Source organism: Sphingopyxis sp. 550B, from assembly GCF_057401805.1.
The window spans coordinates 1,724,447-1,741,954 of sequence record NZ_CM171610.1; the positions used below are offsets into that span (position 1 = coordinate 1,724,447).

Annotated in this window: 16 protein-coding genes; 5 read left to right on the forward strand and 11 right to left on the reverse strand. The window is 67.9% G+C overall.

Annotated features, from left to right (window positions below):
* Nucleotides 1-139 precede the first annotated feature (139 nt).
* The gene (locus AC2S9W_RS08005; protein ID WP_486571847.1) at nt 140-1,453 is read left to right on the forward strand and encodes a spinster family MFS transporter; all 1,314 of its coding nucleotides are present in this window, start codon (nt 140-142) and stop codon (nt 1,451-1,453) included.
* Here the strand turns inward: AC2S9W_RS08005 and AC2S9W_RS08010 are convergent.
* Entirely contained in the window at nt 1,450-2,040 is a 591-nt protein-coding gene (locus tag AC2S9W_RS08010) for an NADPH-dependent FMN reductase (RefSeq protein WP_067113033.1), read from the reverse strand. The two genes, AC2S9W_RS08005 and AC2S9W_RS08010, sit on opposite strands and share 4 nt — an antisense overlap.
* Before the next feature lie 96 nt (nt 2,041-2,136).
* Between AC2S9W_RS08010 and AC2S9W_RS08015 the strand changes: the two genes are divergently transcribed.
* Nucleotides 2,137-3,021, forward strand: a complete 885-nt coding sequence (locus AC2S9W_RS08015) for a haloalkane dehalogenase (protein ID WP_076074371.1) — start codon at nt 2,137-2,139, stop codon at nt 3,019-3,021.
* Here the strand turns inward: AC2S9W_RS08015 and AC2S9W_RS08020 are convergent.
* From AC2S9W_RS08020 to AC2S9W_RS08040, 5 genes are all read right to left on the reverse strand, one after another.
* On the reverse strand, nt 3,018-3,620 hold the full coding sequence (locus AC2S9W_RS08020) for a ferric reductase-like transmembrane domain-containing protein (RefSeq protein ID WP_067113037.1): 603 nt from the start codon (nt 3,618-3,620) through the stop codon (nt 3,018-3,020). The two genes, AC2S9W_RS08015 and AC2S9W_RS08020, sit on opposite strands and share 4 nt — an antisense overlap.
* Before the next feature lie 46 nt (nt 3,621-3,666).
* Nucleotides 3,667-4,956: an adenylosuccinate synthase gene (locus tag AC2S9W_RS08025; protein WP_067113039.1), complete on the reverse strand. Its 1,290-nt coding sequence runs from the start codon at nt 4,954-4,956 to the stop codon at nt 3,667-3,669.
* 247 nt (nt 4,957-5,203) lie between these two features.
* On the reverse strand, nt 5,204-6,319 hold the full coding sequence (locus tag AC2S9W_RS08030; protein ID WP_076074374.1) for an ATP phosphoribosyltransferase regulatory subunit: 1,116 nt from the start codon (nt 6,317-6,319) through the stop codon (nt 5,204-5,206).
* A 147-nt stretch (nt 6,320-6,466) separates the two neighbouring features.
* Entirely contained in the window at nt 6,467-8,053 is a 1,587-nt protein-coding gene (gene serA / locus AC2S9W_RS08035) for a phosphoglycerate dehydrogenase (RefSeq protein WP_486571848.1), read from the reverse strand.
* A 120-nt stretch (nt 8,054-8,173) separates the two neighbouring features.
* A complete protein-coding gene (locus AC2S9W_RS08040) occupies nt 8,174-9,301 on the reverse strand; it encodes a phosphoserine transaminase (protein WP_486571849.1) in 1,128 nt (375 codons plus the stop codon).
* Nucleotides 9,302-9,556: 255 nt separating this feature from the next.
* Here AC2S9W_RS08040 and AC2S9W_RS08045 point away from each other — a divergent pair, with 255 nt between their 5' ends.
* Together AC2S9W_RS08045 and AC2S9W_RS08050 are read left to right on the forward strand one after the other, a co-directional pair.
* Nucleotides 9,557-10,228 carry an extensin family protein gene (locus AC2S9W_RS08045; RefSeq protein ID WP_234002577.1) on the forward strand — a complete coding sequence of 224 codons (672 nt, stop codon included), beginning with the start codon at nt 9,557-9,559 and terminating at the stop codon, nt 10,226-10,228.
* Nucleotides 10,229-10,265: 37 nt separating this feature from the next.
* Entirely contained in the window at nt 10,266-11,138 is an 873-nt protein-coding gene (locus tag AC2S9W_RS08050; protein ID WP_212597543.1) for an LOG family protein, read from the forward strand.
* Between the two features lie 69 nt (nt 11,139-11,207).
* Here AC2S9W_RS08050 and AC2S9W_RS08055 read toward each other — a convergent pair whose 3' ends face one another.
* Together AC2S9W_RS08055 and AC2S9W_RS08060 are read right to left on the reverse strand one after the other, a co-directional pair.
* Nucleotides 11,208-11,657 carry a c-type cytochrome gene (locus AC2S9W_RS08055; RefSeq protein WP_076074381.1) on the reverse strand — a complete coding sequence of 150 codons (450 nt, stop codon included), beginning with the start codon at nt 11,655-11,657 and terminating at the stop codon, nt 11,208-11,210.
* A complete protein-coding gene (locus AC2S9W_RS08060; protein WP_067181810.1) occupies nt 11,657-12,307 on the reverse strand; it encodes a c-type cytochrome in 651 nt (216 codons plus the stop codon). Before AC2S9W_RS08060 ends, AC2S9W_RS08055 begins: the two co-directional genes overlap by 1 nt.
* Before the next feature lie 168 nt (nt 12,308-12,475).
* Between AC2S9W_RS08060 and AC2S9W_RS08065 the strand changes: the two genes are divergently transcribed.
* Nucleotides 12,476-13,366, forward strand: coding sequence for a prephenate dehydratase (locus tag AC2S9W_RS08065; protein ID WP_067110357.1), 891 nt, complete (start codon nt 12,476-12,478; stop codon nt 13,364-13,366).
* Nucleotides 13,367-13,390: 24 nt separating this feature from the next.
* Here the strand turns inward: AC2S9W_RS08065 and AC2S9W_RS08070 are convergent, their stop codons facing one another.
* From AC2S9W_RS08070 to polA, 3 genes are all read right to left on the reverse strand, one after another.
* Nucleotides 13,391-14,068 carry a CDP-alcohol phosphatidyltransferase family protein gene (locus AC2S9W_RS08070; RefSeq protein WP_486571850.1) on the reverse strand — a complete coding sequence of 226 codons (678 nt, stop codon included), beginning with the start codon at nt 14,066-14,068 and terminating at the stop codon, nt 13,391-13,393.
* Nucleotides 14,069-14,191: 123 nt separating this feature from the next.
* On the reverse strand, nt 14,192-14,683 hold the full coding sequence (locus AC2S9W_RS08075) for a hypothetical protein (protein ID WP_486571851.1): 492 nt from the start codon (nt 14,681-14,683) through the stop codon (nt 14,192-14,194).
* Nucleotides 14,680-17,487 (reverse strand): DNA polymerase I, encoded by a 2,808-nt coding sequence (gene polA, locus AC2S9W_RS08080; protein WP_486571852.1) that lies wholly within the window; start codon nt 17,485-17,487, stop codon nt 14,680-14,682. The genes AC2S9W_RS08075 and polA overlap by 4 nt, the downstream gene beginning before the upstream one ends.
* Nucleotides 17,488-17,508 lie beyond the last annotated feature (21 nt).

Consider the following 17,508-nt stretch of genomic DNA (forward strand, 5'->3'; position numbering starts at 1 on the left):
GCGGATGAAGCATCCCCATTTTTTTTGCTGCACGCGGGCCCGGTCGCCGTAACGGCAAAGCCGGCGCGGTCTTTCGCACCGCTTTCAGCGCCATTGACACGCTCGTTTGGCCTCTGCACCCATGGCGGCGGAGAGACGAATGAACGATAAATCTGCCCTTGCACCGGGGCTCGGGTCGCCGCCCACGGACGGCATGGGCACGGGGACGCGCGCGACGCTGTGGCTCCTGCTGATCGTCTATATCTTCAATTTCCTCGACCGGCAGATCGTCAACATCCTTGCCGAACCGATCAAGGGCGACCTCGGCTTGACCGATACCGAACTCGGGCTGCTCGCCGGCCCGGCCTTCGCGGTCTTCTATGCGCTGCTCGGCATCCCGATCGCGCGCCATGCCGACAAAGCCGGGACGAACCGCGTCCGGCTGATCGCGCTGGCGCTCGCCATCTGGTCGGTGATGACTGCGGTGTGCGGGCTAGCGCAGAATTTCGTGCAGCTTCTCCTCGCGCGGATCGGCGTCGGCGTCGGCGAGGCGGGCTGCACCCCGGCGGCGCATTCGCTGATCACCGACAGCGTGCCGGCGGCGAAGCGTTCGTCGGCGATCGCCTTCTACGGCCTCGGCGTCCCGGTCGGCTCGCTGCTCGGATTGATCCTCGGCGGCGTGGTCAACGACCTTTATGGCTGGCGCATCGCGCTGATGCTCGTGGGCCTGCCGGGATTGATCCTCGCGCTCGTCGTGCTCTTCGTCATGCGCGAGCCGCGCCATCACCGCGTCGCGGAGGCGACCGCCGCTTCCGCGACCGCGGCGCTTCCCGCAAGCGCGGCGCTCAGGGAGGTCTTCGCCTCGCGCGCCTTCGTCTACATCCTGATCGCGGCGTCGGTGACGGCCTTCCTCGGCTATGGCAAGGCGTTGTGGACGATCAGCTTCTTCATCCGCAGCCACGGCCTGTCGACGACCGAAGCGGGGCTGTCGATGGCCGTGGTGCTGGGACTGGTGGCGGCGTTCGGCACCTGGCTGGGCGGCAAGGTGGCGGACGTCTTCGGCCGGCGCGACAAGCGGCATATCCTGACCTTTCCGGCCTATGGCATGGCGATCGTCGCGCCGCTGCTGTTCCTCGGCTATTATATGGAGGACTGGCGGGTCGCGATGGCGCTGCTGATCGTGCCCAGCATCGTCAATTCGGCCTATTACGGCCCCGCCTACGCCTGTGTGCAGGGACTGGTGCGGCCGCAGGCGCGCGCGGTCGCGGCGTCGATCATGCTGTTCGGGCAGAATCTGATCGGGCTCGGGTTCGGGCCCTTCCTGTTCGGCGTCCTGTCCGATGCATTGGTGCCGAGCGTCGGCGGGGAAAGCGTGCGCTATGTCCTGTACGGCGCCGCGTGGCTGGGGTTGATCCCCGCCTTCTTCTTCTGGCGCGCCAGCCTGCGCCTGACGGCGGAGCTCAAGACGGGTTAGAAGGGCGGACGCTCGGCGGCGCGCTGCGCTTTCGCCGCGTCGATCCACCAGCACAGATCGTCGGCGAAGCGCGGAAAGGCCTTGATCAGCCGGCCGCCGTCCTCGCCCGCGGGCAGGCCCGCGGTATCGAAGGCGCCGCCGATCCGCGCCAGGCTGAGCGGGGTCGAGGTGACGACCATGCCCATCGCGCCCAGCGTGGTGCGCCACGCCGTCGCGGCGCGGATGCCGGCGAAGGGGCCCGCCGAGTAGGACGCGACCGCGGCCGGACGCCACGCGAACTGCGGCAGATAATGATCGACGAGATTCTTGAGCCCCGGCTGCAGGCCGCCGTTATATTCGCCCGCCACGAAGACGAAGCCGTCGGCGGCCGCGATCCGGTCGGCCAGCGCGGCCATCGCCGCGGGCGCTTCGCCCTCGCGATAGTCGCTGTGCCGCCGGTCGAGCATCGGCAGGTCGACGGCCTTCGCATCGACCAGTTCGGCGCGGTCGCCGCGCGCGGCGAGGGCTTCGACGATCCAGCGGGCGAGCTTGATGCCCTGCCGGTCCTGGCGATAGCTGCCGTAGAAGACGAGGATGACGCGGCTCATGCGCCTCTCGTGCCACGTCTGCCGCCCGAACGGAAGCGGGTTGCGCCTGCCGGGCGCGTGTCTAAGCTGGATCGGGGAGAAGTGGGGGAGAAGGATATGCGCGTATACCGCACGCCGGACGACCGGTTCGCCGGGTTGCCGGACTGGCCCTTTGCGCCGCAATATGTCGAGATCGCGGACGGTCTGCGCGTCCATCATGTCGATGAAGGCGACGCCGCGGCGCAGCCGGTGCTGATGCTCCACGGCGAGCCGACCTGGGGGTATCTGTATCGCAAGATGATCGGTCCGGCGGTCGATGCCGGGTTTCGCGTCGTCGTGCCCGACCTGATCGGCTTTGGCCGGTCCGACAAGCCGCTTGAGGCATCGGCCTACAGCTATGCGCAGCAGGTCGCGTGGATGCGGCAGTGGATCGAGGCACTGGATCTGAAGGACATCATCCTCGCCTGTCAGGACTGGGGTTCGCTGATCGGCCTGCGGCTGGTGGCGGAAATGCCCGAGCGGTTCGCCGGCGTCGCGCTGTCGAACGGCGGCCTGCCGGAAGGGCAGCCGGCGCCGCGCGCCTTTGCCATCTGGCGCGCCTTTTCGCGATACAGCCCGGTCTTTCCGATCGGGCGCATCGTCAATGCCGGGGCGAAGCGGTCGCTGACACCAGAGGAAATCGCCGCCTATGACGCGCCCTTTCCGACGCGCGCGTCGAAGGTTGCGGCGCGTATCTTCCCGTCTTTCGTGCCGCTGGGCGACAATGTCGCGGTGCCCGACCAGAAACGGGCGTGGGCGGCGCTGGAGGCATTCGACAAGCCGTTCCTGTGCTGCTTTGCCGACGGCGATCCGATCACGCGCGGCGGCGATGCGCTGTTCGTCGAGCGCATCCCCGGCGCGCGCGGCATGGCGCACCGTACGCTGCACGGCGGGCATTTCATTCAGGAGAACGACCCGGCGGGCTTCGTCGCCGCGATCCGCGACGTGGCGGCGGCGCGCTAGGCAGTCGCCCTCTTTCGCGCCGGAACGAACCGGACCGCGGCGGCGGCGATCAGCAGTAGCGCCGGCGGGATATACATCGGGGCGATCGCCGCGCGGCCCCCATAGCTGACCATGAAGATCAGCCAGATGTACCAGACGCCGGCCTTGTGCAGCCGCTGCCAGTTCTTTGTGCCGAGCGTCCGCACGGCGCCGTCGAACGAGGTCGCCGCGAGCAGGGCGATGAAGACATAGGCGATTCCCCCGCCGACGAGCGTCGAGATCGGGGGCGGAGGTGTCCGGTCGCCATAGGCGCCGAACAGCCACAGGATGGCGAGCAGGTGGATGAGGTGCGAGAAGGCGAAACCGAGCCCGAGCCAGCGCCGGTTGCGGATCGTCCAGCGTGTTGCCGGCGTCGACCGCAGCCGGAAGAGCGCACCGGCGGTGAAGGCGGCGACGAACAGGAGAAGCGAGGAGCGCGCGCTCGCGCGGATCAGCATGCGCGTGCCGTCGATTCCGCTGCCCGCGATGGCGAGGACGATCGCGCTCATCACGAGCAGCATCGCCATCAGCAGGATCAGCAGCCGCCCGCCTTCGCTCCATCCATCGGTTCGCGTCGCCATAGGCCCCCTCCCGATGGCAGGGTTATAGCGCGTTCGCGCGCGCTTCCTAGTCGCTGAACGGATCGCGGATCAGGATAGTGTCCTCGCGCTCGGGACTGGTCGAGACGAGCGCGATCGGGGTTTCGATCAGTTCCTGCACGCGCTGGATATATTTGATCGCCTGCGCCGGCAGATCGGCGTAGCTGCGCGCGCCCGCGGTCGATTCGGCCCAGCCCTCCATCTCCTCGTAGATCGGTTCCACCGCGGCCTGATCGGCGGCGTGGCTCGGGAAATAGTCGAGGATCTTGCCGTGCAGACGGTATCCGGTGCAGATGCGCACCTTCTCGAACCCGTCGAGCACGTCGAGTTTGGTCAGCGCGATGCCGGTGACGCCCGACACCGCGCAGCTCTGCCGCACCAGCACCGCGTCGAACCAGCCGCAGCGGCGCTTGCGGCCGGTGACGGTGCCGAATTCATGCCCGCGCTCGCCGAGCTGCTGGCCGGTCTCGTCCTCCAGTTCGGTCGGAAAGGGGCCGCTGCCGACGCGCGTCGTATAGGCCTTGGCGATGCCGAGCACGAAACCCACCGCCGAGGGGCCGAGGCCCGAGCCCGCCGCCGCGGTGCCGCTGACGGTGTTCGAACTGGTGACGAAGGGGTAGGTGCCGTGGTCGATGTCGAGCAGCACGCCCTGCGCGCCCTCGAACAGGATGCGCGCGCCCGCCTTGCGCACCTTCTTCAGCCGCTTCCACACCGGCTGCGCATATTCGAGCACGAAGTCGGCGATCTCGGCGAGGTCGGCGAGCAGGCGCTCGCGGTCGATCGGCGGCTCACCGAAGCCCGCGCGCAGCGCGTCGTGGTGCGCGGTCAGGCGGTCGATCTGCGGTTCGAGATGGTCGAGGTGCGCAAGGTCGCAGACGCGGATCGCGCGGCGGCCGACCTTGTCTTCATAGGCGGGACCGATGCCGCGCCCGGTGGTGCCGATCTTCCCCGCGCCCGCCGCCGTCTCGCGCAGCGCGTCGAGGTCGCGGTGAAAGGGCAGGATCAGCGCGCAATTGTCGGCGATGGCGAAATTGTCGGGATTGATCTCGACCCCCTGTCCGCGCAGCTTTGCGATTTCGTCGCGCAGCGCCCACGGATCGAGCACGACGCCGTTGCCGATGATCGACAGCGTGCCGGTGACGATGCCCGAGGGCAGCAGCGACAGCTTGTAGGTCTGGTTGCCGACGACGAGCGTATGGCCGGCGTTATGCCCGCCCTGAAAGCGGACGACCGCGTCGGCCCGATTGGCGAGCCAGTCGACGATCTTGCCCTTGCCCTCGTCGCCCCATTGCGACCCGATGACGGTGACATTTGCCATGATGCTGTCCTGCTGAATGCGGCCCGGTCCGGCCCGGCGCGGGCTTAGCGGATTTGGCCGCAGAGGCAAGGGGCGGGGCGTGGAATATGCGGTGGGTCCGTGCCGGATCCCGGTCGTGCAGGGGAACACCCCCAAGGTCGTTTGTGCTGAGCTTGTCGAAGCACCGTCCTTCTTCTGCGGCGCCTGATAGAAAGAACGGCCCTTCGACAAGCTCAGGGCAAACGGTGCATATTTAAGGCATGATGCTCTATACCGCGACCGGCCCGTCGGGCCCCAGGCTCCACCCGCAACCGAGTCGTCCGGCCTCGTCGGCGTCGGTGAGCGCGGCGATCGTCCGCCAGCCATCGGCGCGCAGGCTGGCGGCGAGCGCCGCGTCGTGGCCCAGCGGCAGGAAGATGCGGCGCTCGGCCTCGTTCGCGGCGCCCAGGCCGTCGTCGATCAGCGGGTCGGGATAGAGCGAAAAGCCGACCGCCGGCTCCTCCTGTTCCTCGCCGAGCGGGATCGCATAGCCGCCGCCGCGGCCGATCGCGTCGCCATGGCCGGGAACGAAGATCTGGAAACCGAACCAGCTTTGATAGGCGAAGCCGTGGCGCTCGGTGGGATCGAGGGTCAGCGCGGCGCGCTGGCGGATCGGCGCGGCGATCGCCTCGAGCGCGTCGAGGCGGCTTGCCAGCGTGCCGTCGCGGTCGAAGGCGCGCAGGTCAGCGAGCGCGCGGTCGAACGGCCCGGTCGCGCGGAGCAGCGGCAGATAGGCCTGGGCGCCGAGACGGACGAGCGCGCCCGCATCCTTGGCGTCGAGCGCGTCGCGCAGATTTTCGCGGTCGGCGGCGACGGGCAACGGACCGCTGGCGAGCAGGTCGACGACGTCTGGGAGGGTGAAGTCGATCGTCGCCGATCCGATCCCCGCCGCGTCGAGCGCGTCGATCGCGACCGAGACGATCTCGCGCGCCGCCGCGACGCTGTCGCTGCCGATCAGTTCGGCGCCGACCTGCAGCATCTCGCGCGCCGGGCGAAGCTGACTCGCGCGCAGCTTCACCACCTGCCCCGCGTAGCAGAGGCGCAGGGGGCGCGGCGCGGCGGCGAGCAGGGAGGTGGCGATGCGCCCGACCTGCCGCGTGATGTCGGGGCGCAGCGCCAGCGTGCGCTGCGACACCGGGTCGGTGAAGCGCAGCAGGTCGCGCGCCGCGCGGGCGTCGTCTCCGCTCAGCGTCTCGCGGAACTCGGCGAGCGGCGGCGCGACGCGGCCGTAACCGTGCGCGCGCATCGCATCGACCAGCGCGCGCGTCACGCGCGACGCCGCCTCCGCCTGGCGCGGCAGGCGGTCGCGGAGGCCTTCGGGAAGCAGAGCGGGGGCCTTGGTCATGGGGCTGGCCTTAGGAGGGTGAAGGCAGGGATTCAACCGACCTCGAAATCCGTTCGTGTCGAGCGTAGTCGAGACACCCCGAAGGGAAGCGTTTCATCGATGGGCATCTCGACTTCGCTCGATGCGAACGGGATTTGAAAAGCTGGCTTAAAACGTCAGTCCCTTCACCGTCTTCACGCCGGGAAGCTGGCAGACCTGCCACAGCAGCGGTTCGGGCATCGGCGAATCGAGGCTGAGCAGCAGCACCGCTTCGCCCCCCGCGGCGCGGCGGCCGAGGTGGAAGGTGCCGATGTTGAGCCCCGCCTCGCCGAGCGCGGTGCCGATGCGGCCGATGAAGCCGGGCGCGTCCTCGTTGACGATATAGAGCATATGGCCGTCGAGGTCGGCCTCGACCTTGATCCCGAACATCTCGACGAGGCGCGGTTCGTTGTTGCCGAACAGCGTGCCCGCGACCGACCGATCGCCCGCCTCGGTCGCCACGGTGACGCGGACGAGCGTCTGGTAATCGCCCTCGCGGTCGTGGCGCACCTCGCGCACGTCCAGCCCGCGCTCGCGCGCGAGGTGGGGGGCGTTGACCATGTTCACGCTGTCCGAATAGCGCCGCATCAGGCCGGTGAGCACCGCGGCGGTGATCGGCTTCATGTTGAGCTCGGCCGCCGCGCCCTCGACCTCGACCGAGATCGTGGTCAGATTGTCGTGCGCGAGCTGGCCGACGAGGCTGCCGAGCTTTTCGGCAAGGCTCATATAGGGGCGCAGCTTGGGCGCTTCCTCGGCCGACAGGCTGGGGACGTTGAGCGCGTTGGTGATGCCGCCGGTCAGCAGATAGTCCGAAATCTGCTCGGCGACCTGGATCGCGACATTGACCTGCGCCTCGTCGGTCGAGGCGCCGAGGTGCGGCGTGCAGATGAAGTTCGGCGTACCGAGCAGCGGATTGTCCGCGGCCGGCGGTTCGGTCGCGAAGACGTCGAGCGCGGCGCCCGCGACATGACCCGAATCGAGCGCGTCCTTCAGCGCCGCCTCGTCGATCAGGCCGCCGCGCGCGCAGTTGATGATGCGCACGCCCTGCTTGGTCTTGGCCAAATTCTCCTTCGACAGGATGCCGCGGGTCTGATCGGTCAGCGGCGTGTGCAGCGTGATGAAGTCGGCCTTTGCCAGCAGCGTGTCGAGGTCGACCTTCTCGACGCCCAGTTCGATCGCGCGCTCGGGGGTCAGGAAGGGGTCGAAGGCGACGACCTTCATCCTCAGGCCCAGCGCGCGTTCGGCGACGATGCTGCCGATGTTGCCGCAGCCGATCAGGCCGAGCGTCTTCGACGTGAGTTCGACGCCCATGAAATCATTCTTCGGCCATTTACCCGCCTGTGTCAGCGCATTGGCTTCGGGGATCTGCCGTGCCAGCGCGAACATCATCGCGATCGCATGCTCGGCGGTGGTGATGCTGTTGCCGAAGGGGGTGTTCATCACGACGACGCCCTTCTTCGACGCTTCGGGGATGTCGACATTGTCGACGCCGATCCCGGCGCGGCCGACGACCTTCAGATTGGTCGCGGCGGCGAGGACGTCGGCGGTGACCTTGGTCGCCGAGCGGATCGCGAGGCCGTCGTAATCGCCGATGATCGCGATCAGCTCGTCCCTGGTCTTGCCGGTGATCTCGTCGATCTGGATGCCGCGCTCCTTGAAGATCTGCGCGGCCTTGGGGTCCATCTTATCGCTGATGAGGACTTTGGGTGTGGTCATTTCGGTGACTTTCAAAAATGCCGTTCGTCCTGAGCCTGTCGAAGGACAGTTCTTCTTTTGGACGTCGGAAGAAAAGGGCGGCCCTTCGACAAGCTCAGGGCCAGCGGAAAAGAGGGAGCGTCAGGCCGACAGTTCGGCGTAAGCCCAGTCGAGCCACGGCCCGAGCGCTTCGATGTCGGCGGTGTCGACGGTCGCGCCGCACCAGATGCGCAGGCCCGGCGGCGCATCGCGATAGCCTGCGATGTCATAGGCCGCGCCCTCGGCTTCGAGCAGGCCGGCGAATTTCTTGATGAAATCCGCGTCCGCGCCGGCGACCGACAGGCAGACCGAGGTTTTCGACCGGCTCGCCGGATCGGCTGCGAGGTGGCTCAGCCAGTCGCGGTCCGCGACGATCGCGTCGAGCGCCGCGGCGTTCGCATCGCTGCGCGCCTTCAGGCCGTCGAGCCCGCCGAGCGCCTTTGCCCATTCGAGCGCGAAGATCGCATCCTCGACCGCGAGCATCGACGGGGTGTTGATCGTCTCGCCCTTGAACACGCCCTCGGTCAGCTTGCCGCCCTTCGTCAGGCGGAACACCTTGGGCAGCGGCCATGCGGGGGTGTGGCTTTCGAGCCGTTCGACCGCGCGTGGGCCGAGGATCAGCACGCCGTGCGCGCCTTCGCCGCCCAGCACTTTCTGCCAGCTGAAGGTCGCGACGTCGATCTTGTCCCACGGCAGGTCATAGGCGAACACGGCGCTGGTCGCGTCGGCGAAGCACAGCCCCTGCCGGTCGTCGGCGATCCAGTCGCCGTCCGGCACGCGCACGCCGCTGGTGGTGCCGTTCCAGGTGAACAGCACGTCATTCGACCAGTCGACCTGGTTCAGGTCGGGAAGCTGGCCGTAATCGGCGCGGACGACCGTCGGGTCGAGCTTGAGCTGCTTGGCGGCATCGGTGATCCAACCTTCACCGAAGCTTTCCCAGGCCAGCGCCGTGACCGGCCGCGCGCCCAGCATCGTCCACATCGCCATTTCGAAGGCCCCGGTGTCCGATCCGGGGACGATGCCGATGCGGTGCGTGTCGGGCAGGCGCAGCATCTCGCGCATCAGCTCGATGCAAAGGGCGAGACGCGCCTTGCCGATCTTCGCACGATGCGAACGGCCTAGCGATTCGGTAGCGATCTTCTGGGGGGACCAGCCCGGCGGCTTGGCGCAGGGACCGGAAGAGAAAAAGGGACGCGCAGGCTTGGCCTGCGGTTTACGCACTTCAGTCATGTCAACTCTCCTTACAGAGAGCACGCGCGGCGTTGGGACCGCGTGGCCCGGCGCCGCGTTTAAGGAGGAGGGCGCAACTGTCAAATGATTTGTGCGGGCGGCGGCGATGCGGGGGCTTCCGCTCGCCGATCTCCATCGCCGAGAATAGAGGGGCATCGCATCATTTGCGACGAACCGCGAAGATGGTTTACGGGCTGTTAACCCTTTCGTCGATAATTTGACGGCATGGCGATCCCGACGGTCTTGAAGCCCCGAATGCTCGTTGCGGCCACCGCGGCCTTTGCGCTGTCGGCCTGCTTCGGCGCTCCCGACGTGATGAAGCGGTCCGATGCGAAGCGTCCCGGCGCGACGACGGTCCAGCGCCCGCAGGTCACCGGCGCGCCGTCCTTCACCAGCACCGACGCGCAGCAATGCGCCTTCGACCTCAAGCAGGCGGGGGTGCGCTTCACGCCGCTGCCGAACCAGGATCATGGCGGCGGGTGCAGTTCGATCGATTCGGTGAAACTGCTCGACATCGGCACCCCGGTGACGAACCTCGGGCCGATGACCTGTCCGCTCGCGCGCAATTTCGCGGCTTGGGCGCAATATGCGGTGCGCCCCGCGGCGCGGAAATATTTCGGGACCGAGGTCGTGAAGATCGAGACCTATGGCACCTACAGCTGCCGCAACATCTATGGCGGCCGGTCGGGGCGGCTGTCGCAGCACGCCTATTCGAACGCGATCGACGTCGCTGGCTTCGTGCTCGCCGACGGGCGGCGGATCATGCTCGACGGTGGGTGGAAGGGCGATAGGCCGTCGCAGGACTTCCTGCGCGCGCTGCACAAATCGGCGTGCCGGCGTTTCGGAACGGTGCTCAGCCCCGACTATAACGCCGCCCATTACAATCATTTCCACCTCGACATGAGCGGCAACGGTTTCTGCCGCTGACTTGGCAAGCGCGGCGCGGGCGGCTAGCTGCGGCGGCATGGCAAAAGACAAGCAACCCCATCGCTCGCGTTTCCACAAGGCCAAGGACGACGCGCAATTCGCCCAGCAGGCGACCACCACGCCGCAGACCGCCAGCGCCGCCTATCGGCTGGCCTTTCAGGACACCGATTTCCTGCTGCGCGAGGATCTGCGCCCGGTCCGTTTCCAGCTCGAACTGCTCAAGCCCGAACTGCTGCTCGACGAGGCGGGGATCGAGTCGACCCTCGTCATCTATGGTTCGGCGCGCATTCCCGAGCCCGGTCAGGCCGATGCGCTCGAAACCGCGGCGACCGACGACGTCCAGCGCAACATCGCGCGCCGGCTGAAGGCGAAGGCTAAATATTACGACGAGGCGCGCCAGCTTGCGCGGCTTGCGAGCCAGACGCCGTGCGACGACCGGGGATGCCGGCATTTCGTCGTCTGCTCGGGGGGAGGCCCCTCGATCATGGAGGCGGCGAACCGCGGCGCGGCGGACGAGGGGCGCGAGTCGATCGGGCTCAACATCGTGCTGCCGCACGAGCAGGCCCCCAACCGCTACGTCACCCCGTCGCTGAGCTTCCAGTTCCACTATTTCGCGCTGCGCAAGATGCACTTCCTGCTCCGCGCGCGCGCGGTCGCGGTGTTCCCCGGCGGCTTCGGCACCTTCGACGAGATGTTCGAACTGCTGACGCTGATCCAGACGGGCAAGATCAAGCCGATTCCCGTGCTGTTGTTCGGCAAGAGCTTCTGGAACCGGGTCGTCGATTTCGAGGCGCTGGTGGAGGAAGGCGTGATCAGCGCCCGCGACCTCGACCTCTTCGCCTTCGTCGAGACGGCGGACGAGGCGTGGGGCATCATCCAGAATTTCTACGCGAACGACGATCATCATTGACCGGACCGTCGCTTCGGCGAAAGCCGGAGCTGCGAGCAGCCCGGACAGATGGAAATCGCCCGGCCGGCGCTATTCCGACTGCGCCGCCAGATAGAGGATCAGCGCCTTGCGTTCGGCGGCGTCGGGGATGCCGGCAAAGGCCATGCGGGTGCCGGGGAGATTCTTCATCGGCGCGGCCAGATAGGCGTCGAGCGCGGCTTCGTCCCAGACGCCGCCTCTGGCCTTCATCGCGCCCGAATAGGAGAAGCCGGGGTGCGAGGCGACCGCGCGGCCGACGATGCCGTGCAGGTTCGGACCGACCCCGTTGCGCCCGTCCTTGTCGATCGTGTGGCAGGCGACGCAGCGCTTGAACAGCGGCTCGCCCATCGCCGCGGTCGGTTCCACCGCAGCCGCAGGCTCAGCCGGTTCTGCCGGTGTCGCGGATTCCGACGCCGGATCGTCCGTGGAGGCGGGCTGGTCCGGCTGTCCGCAGCTGGCGAGCGCGAAGGCGACCGCCAGCAAGGCGGGCGCGCGGCGCATCACTTTTTCGCTTCGGCCGGTGCAGGTGCGGCCGCATCGGCGGGCGCGGCAGCCGCGTCACCTGCCGCGGGCGCGGCGCCCTCTGCCGGGGCTTCGCCTTCGGCGGCGGCGTCTTCAGCCGGCGCGGCTTCGGGCGCGGGCAGCGGCAGGTTGGACCCCATGCTGTTCATATAGACGATCAGGTTGGCGCGATCCTCGGGGTTCGACAGGCCGGCGAACGACATCTTCGTGCCCGGGGCATATTTGCGCGGGCTCGTCACCCACTTGTCCATGCCTTCGAAATCCCAGTTGCCCGGGACGCTCTTCAGCGCATCCGAATAGGCGAAGCCGGGAACGTGGCCGTGCGGCTTGCCCAGCGCGCCCCACAGGTTCGGGCCGATGCCGTTGGCGCCGCCCGAGTTGATCGTGTGGCAGGCGGCGCACTTCGCGAACACCGCCTCGCCCTTTGCCGGATCGGCGGCGGCGAGCAGGTTGGCGAGCGGCACGGCCGATTCGGCGGCACCCCCGCCACCTTCGGCGTCCTCGATCGGATAGCCGGGCTTTTCGGGGTTGTGGCTCGCAAACAGCATCCCGGTCCCGATCGACAGGCCGAGAGCGCAAATACCGGCGAACAATACCCAGCCGGCAATAGTGTTGTTGCGATTGTCCATGCTTGCAGCCCCGTTCGCTGGCGCCCTTGATCAACAGGCGCATGATATGATTGGCCGCTCCCTTACTGGTGCGCGCGCGGCGGCGCAAGGGGATGAAATCGGCGACGCCGCCATTGCGCCGCCGCGGACGGCCCGCTATGCGCCGCGGCGCAGCTGGGGAAGGCAGATATGGGCAGCTATTCGGCGTCGGCGCAGCGACTGGTGGACGAGATGAAGGCGGCGGCGCTGGCCGAGCCCGCGCGCGGCCTGGCGTTTCAGGGCGCCCCCGGCGCGAACAGCGACCTTGCTGCGCGCGAATATGACCCCGACGCGCTGCCCTTGCCCTGCTATGCCTTCGAGGACGCGATCGACGCGGTGCGCGAAGGGCGCGTCGACCGTGCGATCATCCCGATCGAGAACAGCCTGCACGGCCGCGTCGCCGACATCCATTTCCTGCTGCCCGAATCCGGCCTGTCGATCGTCGGCGAGCATTTCCTGCGCATCCGCTACGGGCTGATGAGCCGCGACCTCGGCCCGGTGACGCGCGCGATGAGCCACGAGCAGGCGCTGGGTCAGTGCCGCAAATGGCTGCGCGCGAACCGGATCGACCCGGTGGCGCACAGCGACACCGCCGGGGCCGCCGCCTGGGTCGCCGACAGCGACGAGGTCGGGCTCGCCGCGCTCGCACCGCCGCATGCCGCCGACCTGTACGGCCTGACGCTTCACGCGACGGGACTCGAGGACGCCGATCACAATATGACGCGCTTCGTCGTCCTCGCGCGCACGCCGCGCGATACGCAGCCGCAGGGCGTGCCGCTGATGACGACCTTCGTCTTCGAGGTGAAGAATATCCCCGCCGCGCTCTACAAGGCGCTCGGCGGCTTCGCGACCAACGGCGTCAACATGACCAAGCTCGAAAGCTATCAACTCGGCGGCAGCTTCGCGGCGACCAAATTCTATGCCGACATCGTCGGGGCGCCGGGCGAGGAAGCCGTCGACCGCGCGCTGGAGGAACTCGATTTCCAGACCAAGTCGGTGAGCCTGCTCGGCACCTATCCGATGGCGCGCGTGCGCGGATAGCGTGGCACTGGAACCGGCCGGTGCCTAACTGCCGCGATGGCGGAGCATCCGTGCGGTCGTGAAGCTCTGGATGATGAACAGCGTCACCAGGATGCTCGCGACGAACAGGCCGAACAGGTCGAACGCCGAAAAACCGGTGCCCGCCACCATGTCGGGGCCGACGAGCGGCATCGCCGCGGTCATCGCCATCAGCATCAGCCGCAGCTCGGTAGGGCCGCCCGCGAGATAGGAGAGGCGGAATTCGCCGATGATCTTCGCCGCCAGAAAGGTGTGGATCGACAGCATGAAATAGCCGGTGACGGCGAGCAGCGCGACTTCGAAGCGCATGTGCGGACCGAGCCCCAAGGCGCCGATCATCAGGAAGGTCGCCATCGCGTCGACGCTGTGATCGACGAAATAGCCGTAGGCGGGACGCTCGATCCGCCGCCAGCGCGCGAGGCTGCCGTCGAGCGAGTCGCCGAACCAGTTGACGACATAGCCGGCGAGCGACAGGCCGAGCCATTCATTGTCGAGCCAGCTCAGCATGTAACCCGCGGCGACCATCAGCGCGCCGACGAAACCGAGCAGGGTGAGCTGATCGGGCGTTACCCAGGCGGGCAGGCGCGCGCACAGCCAGTTCAGAAGGCGGCGCTCGCTGCGCGCCAGAATATTGTGCTGGATACGCGTCGGGGCCTTCATCTCGGCGCTCGGGATACCGGACATGTCTGCCTTTCGTTTCTGGCTGTCACATCTGCGTCAGCCAGACGTCACCGAACCGCCATAGAGCGAAAGGCCGCGCGGCGAAAGGGCGCTGGAGCCGGCCGCCGCTTCAGTCGCGATGGGCCGTTAATCGCGCCAGGGGCCGATCTCCCCGACCTCGCCGATGGTGCGGAAACGCGCGGCGCCGTCGATCCACGCGACTTCCCACATCGGCGCGGGGCGTGCCCATTCGCCGATCACGAACAGCGGCAATCGGTTCGTCGTGACGAAGGCGAGGTCGTCGGGGGTTGGACCGGGAACGATGGTTTCGGGTCGCTGGTGCAGCCGCACGACCGCGAGCGTGCCCGCGGGCGGGGCGGGGAGCGACTGGCGCACCGAAAAGCCGAAGCTGCCCGCGACGGCGGGAAAGCCCTTGTCGTCGCGCGCGAGCAGCAGAATCTTGTCGCCGGTGCCGAGCGGGCCGCCGACCGTCCGGCCCACCGCCTTGCGGCCGACGACGGCCGCGAACTCGCGCAGGTCGCTTTCGGCGACGGGTGCCGGCGCAGCGGTTTCGGCGGGGGGAGGGGCCGCGAGCGGATCGAGGGCGAAGGCGGCGAGCAGAAGGGCGATGCCGGTCAATGCGCGTCGCCCCAGCTCTTGCCGACTCCGATCTCGACGTCGATCGGGACCGACAGCTTCAGTATCGGCTCGGCAGCGCCCATCATCACGCGGCGGATCACCGCGCCCGCGGCTTCGGCCTTGGCCTCGGGGGCTTCGAAGACCAGTTCGTCGTGGACCTGCAACAGCATCGTCACGTCGGACAGTCCGGCATCGGCGAGCGCCCCGGGCATGCGCGCCATCGCGCGCTTGATCAGGTCGGCGCTGGTGCCCTGGATCGGTGCGTTGATTGCAGCGCGCTCGCTGCCCTGCCGCTCGTTCTGGTTCGCGGCCTTGATGCGCGGGAACCAGGTTTTGCGGCCGAACAGCGTCTCGGTATAGCCATGTTCGCGCGCGCCCTCCAGCGTGGCCTGAATATAGTCGCTGATGCCGGGAAAGCGCTCGAAATAGCGGCTGATCAACGCTTGCGCCTCGTCGGGCGTGATTTCCAGCCGCCCCGCGAGGCCCCAGCGCGAAATGCCGTAGAGGATGGCGAAGTTGATCGTCTTGGCCTTGGCGCGCGTATCGCGGTTGACCTCGCCGAACAGCTCGATCGCGGTCGCGGCGTGAATGTCCTGCCCCTGCGCAAAGGCCTGTTTCAGTTCGGGCACATCGGCCATGTGCGCCGCGAGCCGCAGCTCGATCTGGCTATAGTCCGCCGCCATCAGGACATGGTCCGGCGCAGCGATGAAGGCGTCGCGGATCTGCCGACCGACCTCGGTACGGATCGGGATGTTCTGAAGGTTCGGGTCGGTCGACGACAGCCGCCCGGTCTGCGCGCCGACGAGGCTGTAGCTGGTGTGGACGCGGCCGGTCTTCGCGTTGATCTGTTGCTGCAGCGCGTCGGTATAGGTGGATTTCAGCTTGGCGAGCTGCCGCCACTCGAGGACCTTCCGCGCGATCGGCACGCCGTCGCGCTCGAGCCGTTCCAGTTCGTTCTGGTCGGTCGACCAGTCGCCCGACTTGCCCTTGCGCCCGCCCTTCAGGCCCAGCTTGTCGAACAATATCTCGCCGAGCTGCTTGGGGCTGCCGATCACGAACGGCTGGCCCGCGAGCGCATGAATCTCGCCTTCCGTGCGCAGCATGGCGTTCGCGAACTCGCCCGACAGCCGCGCCAGATAGTCGCGGTCGACCATGATCCCCGCGCGCTCCATCGCCTCGACGGTCGCGACGAGCGGGCGATCGACCATCTCGTAGACGCGCGTCCCGCCTTCGAGCGGCAGGCGCAGCTTGAGCAGCCTCCACAGCCGCCACGCGACCTCGGCATCCTCGGCCGCATATTCGGTCGCCCGCGCCAGCTGCACCTCGGCGAAGCTGATCTGCGACTTGCCGGTTCCGCACATCTCCTTGAAGGTCAGGCAGGTGTGATCGAGGTGAAGCTTGGCCAGTTCGTCGAGCCCGTGGCCGTGCTTGCCCGCGTCGAGCGCGAAGCTCATCACCAGCGTGTCGTCATAGGGCGCGATGCGCACGCCGTGCTGCGCGAGCACGCCGATGTCATATTTGAGGTTGTGGCCGACCTTGAGCACCGCCTCGTCGGTGAACAGCGAATGGAGGCGGCCGAGTGCATCGGCGACCGGCACCTGTTCGGGTTTTTCGGCGAACATGTCGGTGCCGCCGTGGCCGAGCGGGATGTAGCAGGCCTTGCCCGGACCGGTCGACAGGCTGACCCCGACGAGCGTCCCGGTGACGCTGTCGAGGCTCGCGGTCTCGGTATCGACCGCGACGACATGCGCGGCGCGCGCCGCCTCGATCCAGCGGTCGAGCGCCTCGATCGTCGTCACCGTCTCGTAGAGCGAGCGGTCGATCGGCAGCATCGGCGGCAGCGTCGGGGTCGAAGGCGCGGCGGCGGCAGCGCCCGCATCCACCGCGCGCGGCAGCGTCGGCGGACCGCCCGGCGTCGTCCCGGTGTCGAGCTTCGCCGACAGCGAACGGAAGCCATGCTCGTCGAGGAAAAGCTTCAACGGCTCGGGCGGGATGGCACCCAGCCGGAAATCCTCCATCGGCTCGGGCAGCGGGCAGTCGCGCTTGAGGTCGACCAGAATGCGCGACAGCCGCGCCATCTCCGCATGTTCGATCAGATTGTCGCGCAGCTTCGACGGCTTCATCGTCGCGGCGCCCGCCAGCGCCGCCTCCAGGTCGCCATATTCGACGATCAGCTTGGTCGCGGTCTTGGGTCCGACCCCGCGCACGCCGGGGACGTTGTCGACACTGTCGCCCATCAGCGCCAGCACGTCGCCGACCAGTTCGGGACCGACGCCGAATTTTTCCTGCACCGCGTCGAGACCGAGCCGGACGTTCTTCATCGTGTCGAGCATGTCGACCTCCGGCGCGCCATTGCCCTCGCGGACGAGCTGCATCAGGTCCTTGTCGCTGCTGACGATGGTGACGTCCCACCCCTCGCGCACCGCGGCCTCGGTATAGCTGGCGATCAGGTCGTCGGCCTCGAAACCCTCCATCTCGATGCACGGCAGCGAGAAGGCGCGCGTCGCGTCGCGGATCAGCGGGAATTGCGGAACCAGGTCGGCGGGCGGATCGGGCCGGTTCGCCTTGTACTGGTCATAGATTTCGTTGCGGAACGACTGGCTCGAATGGTCGAGGATGACGGCGAGGTGCGTCGGGCCGTCGGCGGCGTGCAGATCCTTCGCGAGCTTCCACAACATGGTGGTGTAGCCATAGACCGCGCCGACCGGCACGCCCCGGGGGTTCGTCAGCGGCGGCAGGCGGTGATAGGCGCGAAAGATGTAGCTGGAGCCATCGACCAGATAGAGGTGATTCTTCTCGGACATGGCGGCGGTGTAGCAGGGCGG

Excerpts from the sequence above, each read along its gene's own strand:
- AC2S9W_RS08005 (WP_486571847.1), top strand. The coding sequence starts at position 140 with ATGAACGATAAATCTGCCCTTGCACCGGGGCTCGGGTCGCCGCCCACG.
- AC2S9W_RS08010 (WP_067113033.1), bottom strand. The coding sequence starts at position 2,040 with ATGAGCCGCGTCATCCTCGTCTTCTACGGCAGCTATCGCCAGGACCGG.
- AC2S9W_RS08015 (WP_076074371.1), top strand. The coding sequence starts at position 2,137 with ATGCGCGTATACCGCACGCCGGACGACCGGTTCGCCGGGTTGCCGGAC.
- AC2S9W_RS08020 (WP_067113037.1), bottom strand. The coding sequence starts at position 3,620 with ATGGCGACGCGAACCGATGGATGGAGCGAAGGCGGGCGGCTGCTGATC.
- AC2S9W_RS08025 (WP_067113039.1), bottom strand. The coding sequence starts at position 4,956 with ATGGCAAATGTCACCGTCATCGGGTCGCAATGGGGCGACGAGGGCAAG.
- AC2S9W_RS08030 (WP_076074374.1), bottom strand. The coding sequence starts at position 6,319 with ATGACCAAGGCCCCCGCTCTGCTTCCCGAAGGCCTCCGCGACCGCCTG.
- serA (WP_486571848.1), bottom strand. The coding sequence starts at position 8,053 with ATGACCACACCCAAAGTCCTCATCAGCGATAAGATGGACCCCAAGGCC.
- AC2S9W_RS08040 (WP_486571849.1), bottom strand. The coding sequence starts at position 9,301 with ATGACTGAAGTGCGTAAACCGCAGGCCAAGCCTGCGCGTCCCTTTTTC.
- AC2S9W_RS08045 (WP_234002577.1), top strand. The coding sequence starts at position 9,557 with ATGCTCGTTGCGGCCACCGCGGCCTTTGCGCTGTCGGCCTGCTTCGGC.
- AC2S9W_RS08050 (WP_212597543.1), top strand. The coding sequence starts at position 10,266 with ATGGCAAAAGACAAGCAACCCCATCGCTCGCGTTTCCACAAGGCCAAG.
- AC2S9W_RS08055 (WP_076074381.1), bottom strand. The coding sequence starts at position 11,657 with ATGCGCCGCGCGCCCGCCTTGCTGGCGGTCGCCTTCGCGCTCGCCAGC.
- AC2S9W_RS08060 (WP_067181810.1), bottom strand. The coding sequence starts at position 12,307 with ATGGACAATCGCAACAACACTATTGCCGGCTGGGTATTGTTCGCCGGT.
- AC2S9W_RS08065 (WP_067110357.1), top strand. The coding sequence starts at position 12,476 with ATGGGCAGCTATTCGGCGTCGGCGCAGCGACTGGTGGACGAGATGAAG.
- AC2S9W_RS08070 (WP_486571850.1), bottom strand. The coding sequence starts at position 14,068 with ATGTCCGGTATCCCGAGCGCCGAGATGAAGGCCCCGACGCGTATCCAG.
- polA (WP_486571852.1), bottom strand. The coding sequence starts at position 17,487 with ATGTCCGAGAAGAATCACCTCTATCTGGTCGATGGCTCCAGCTACATC.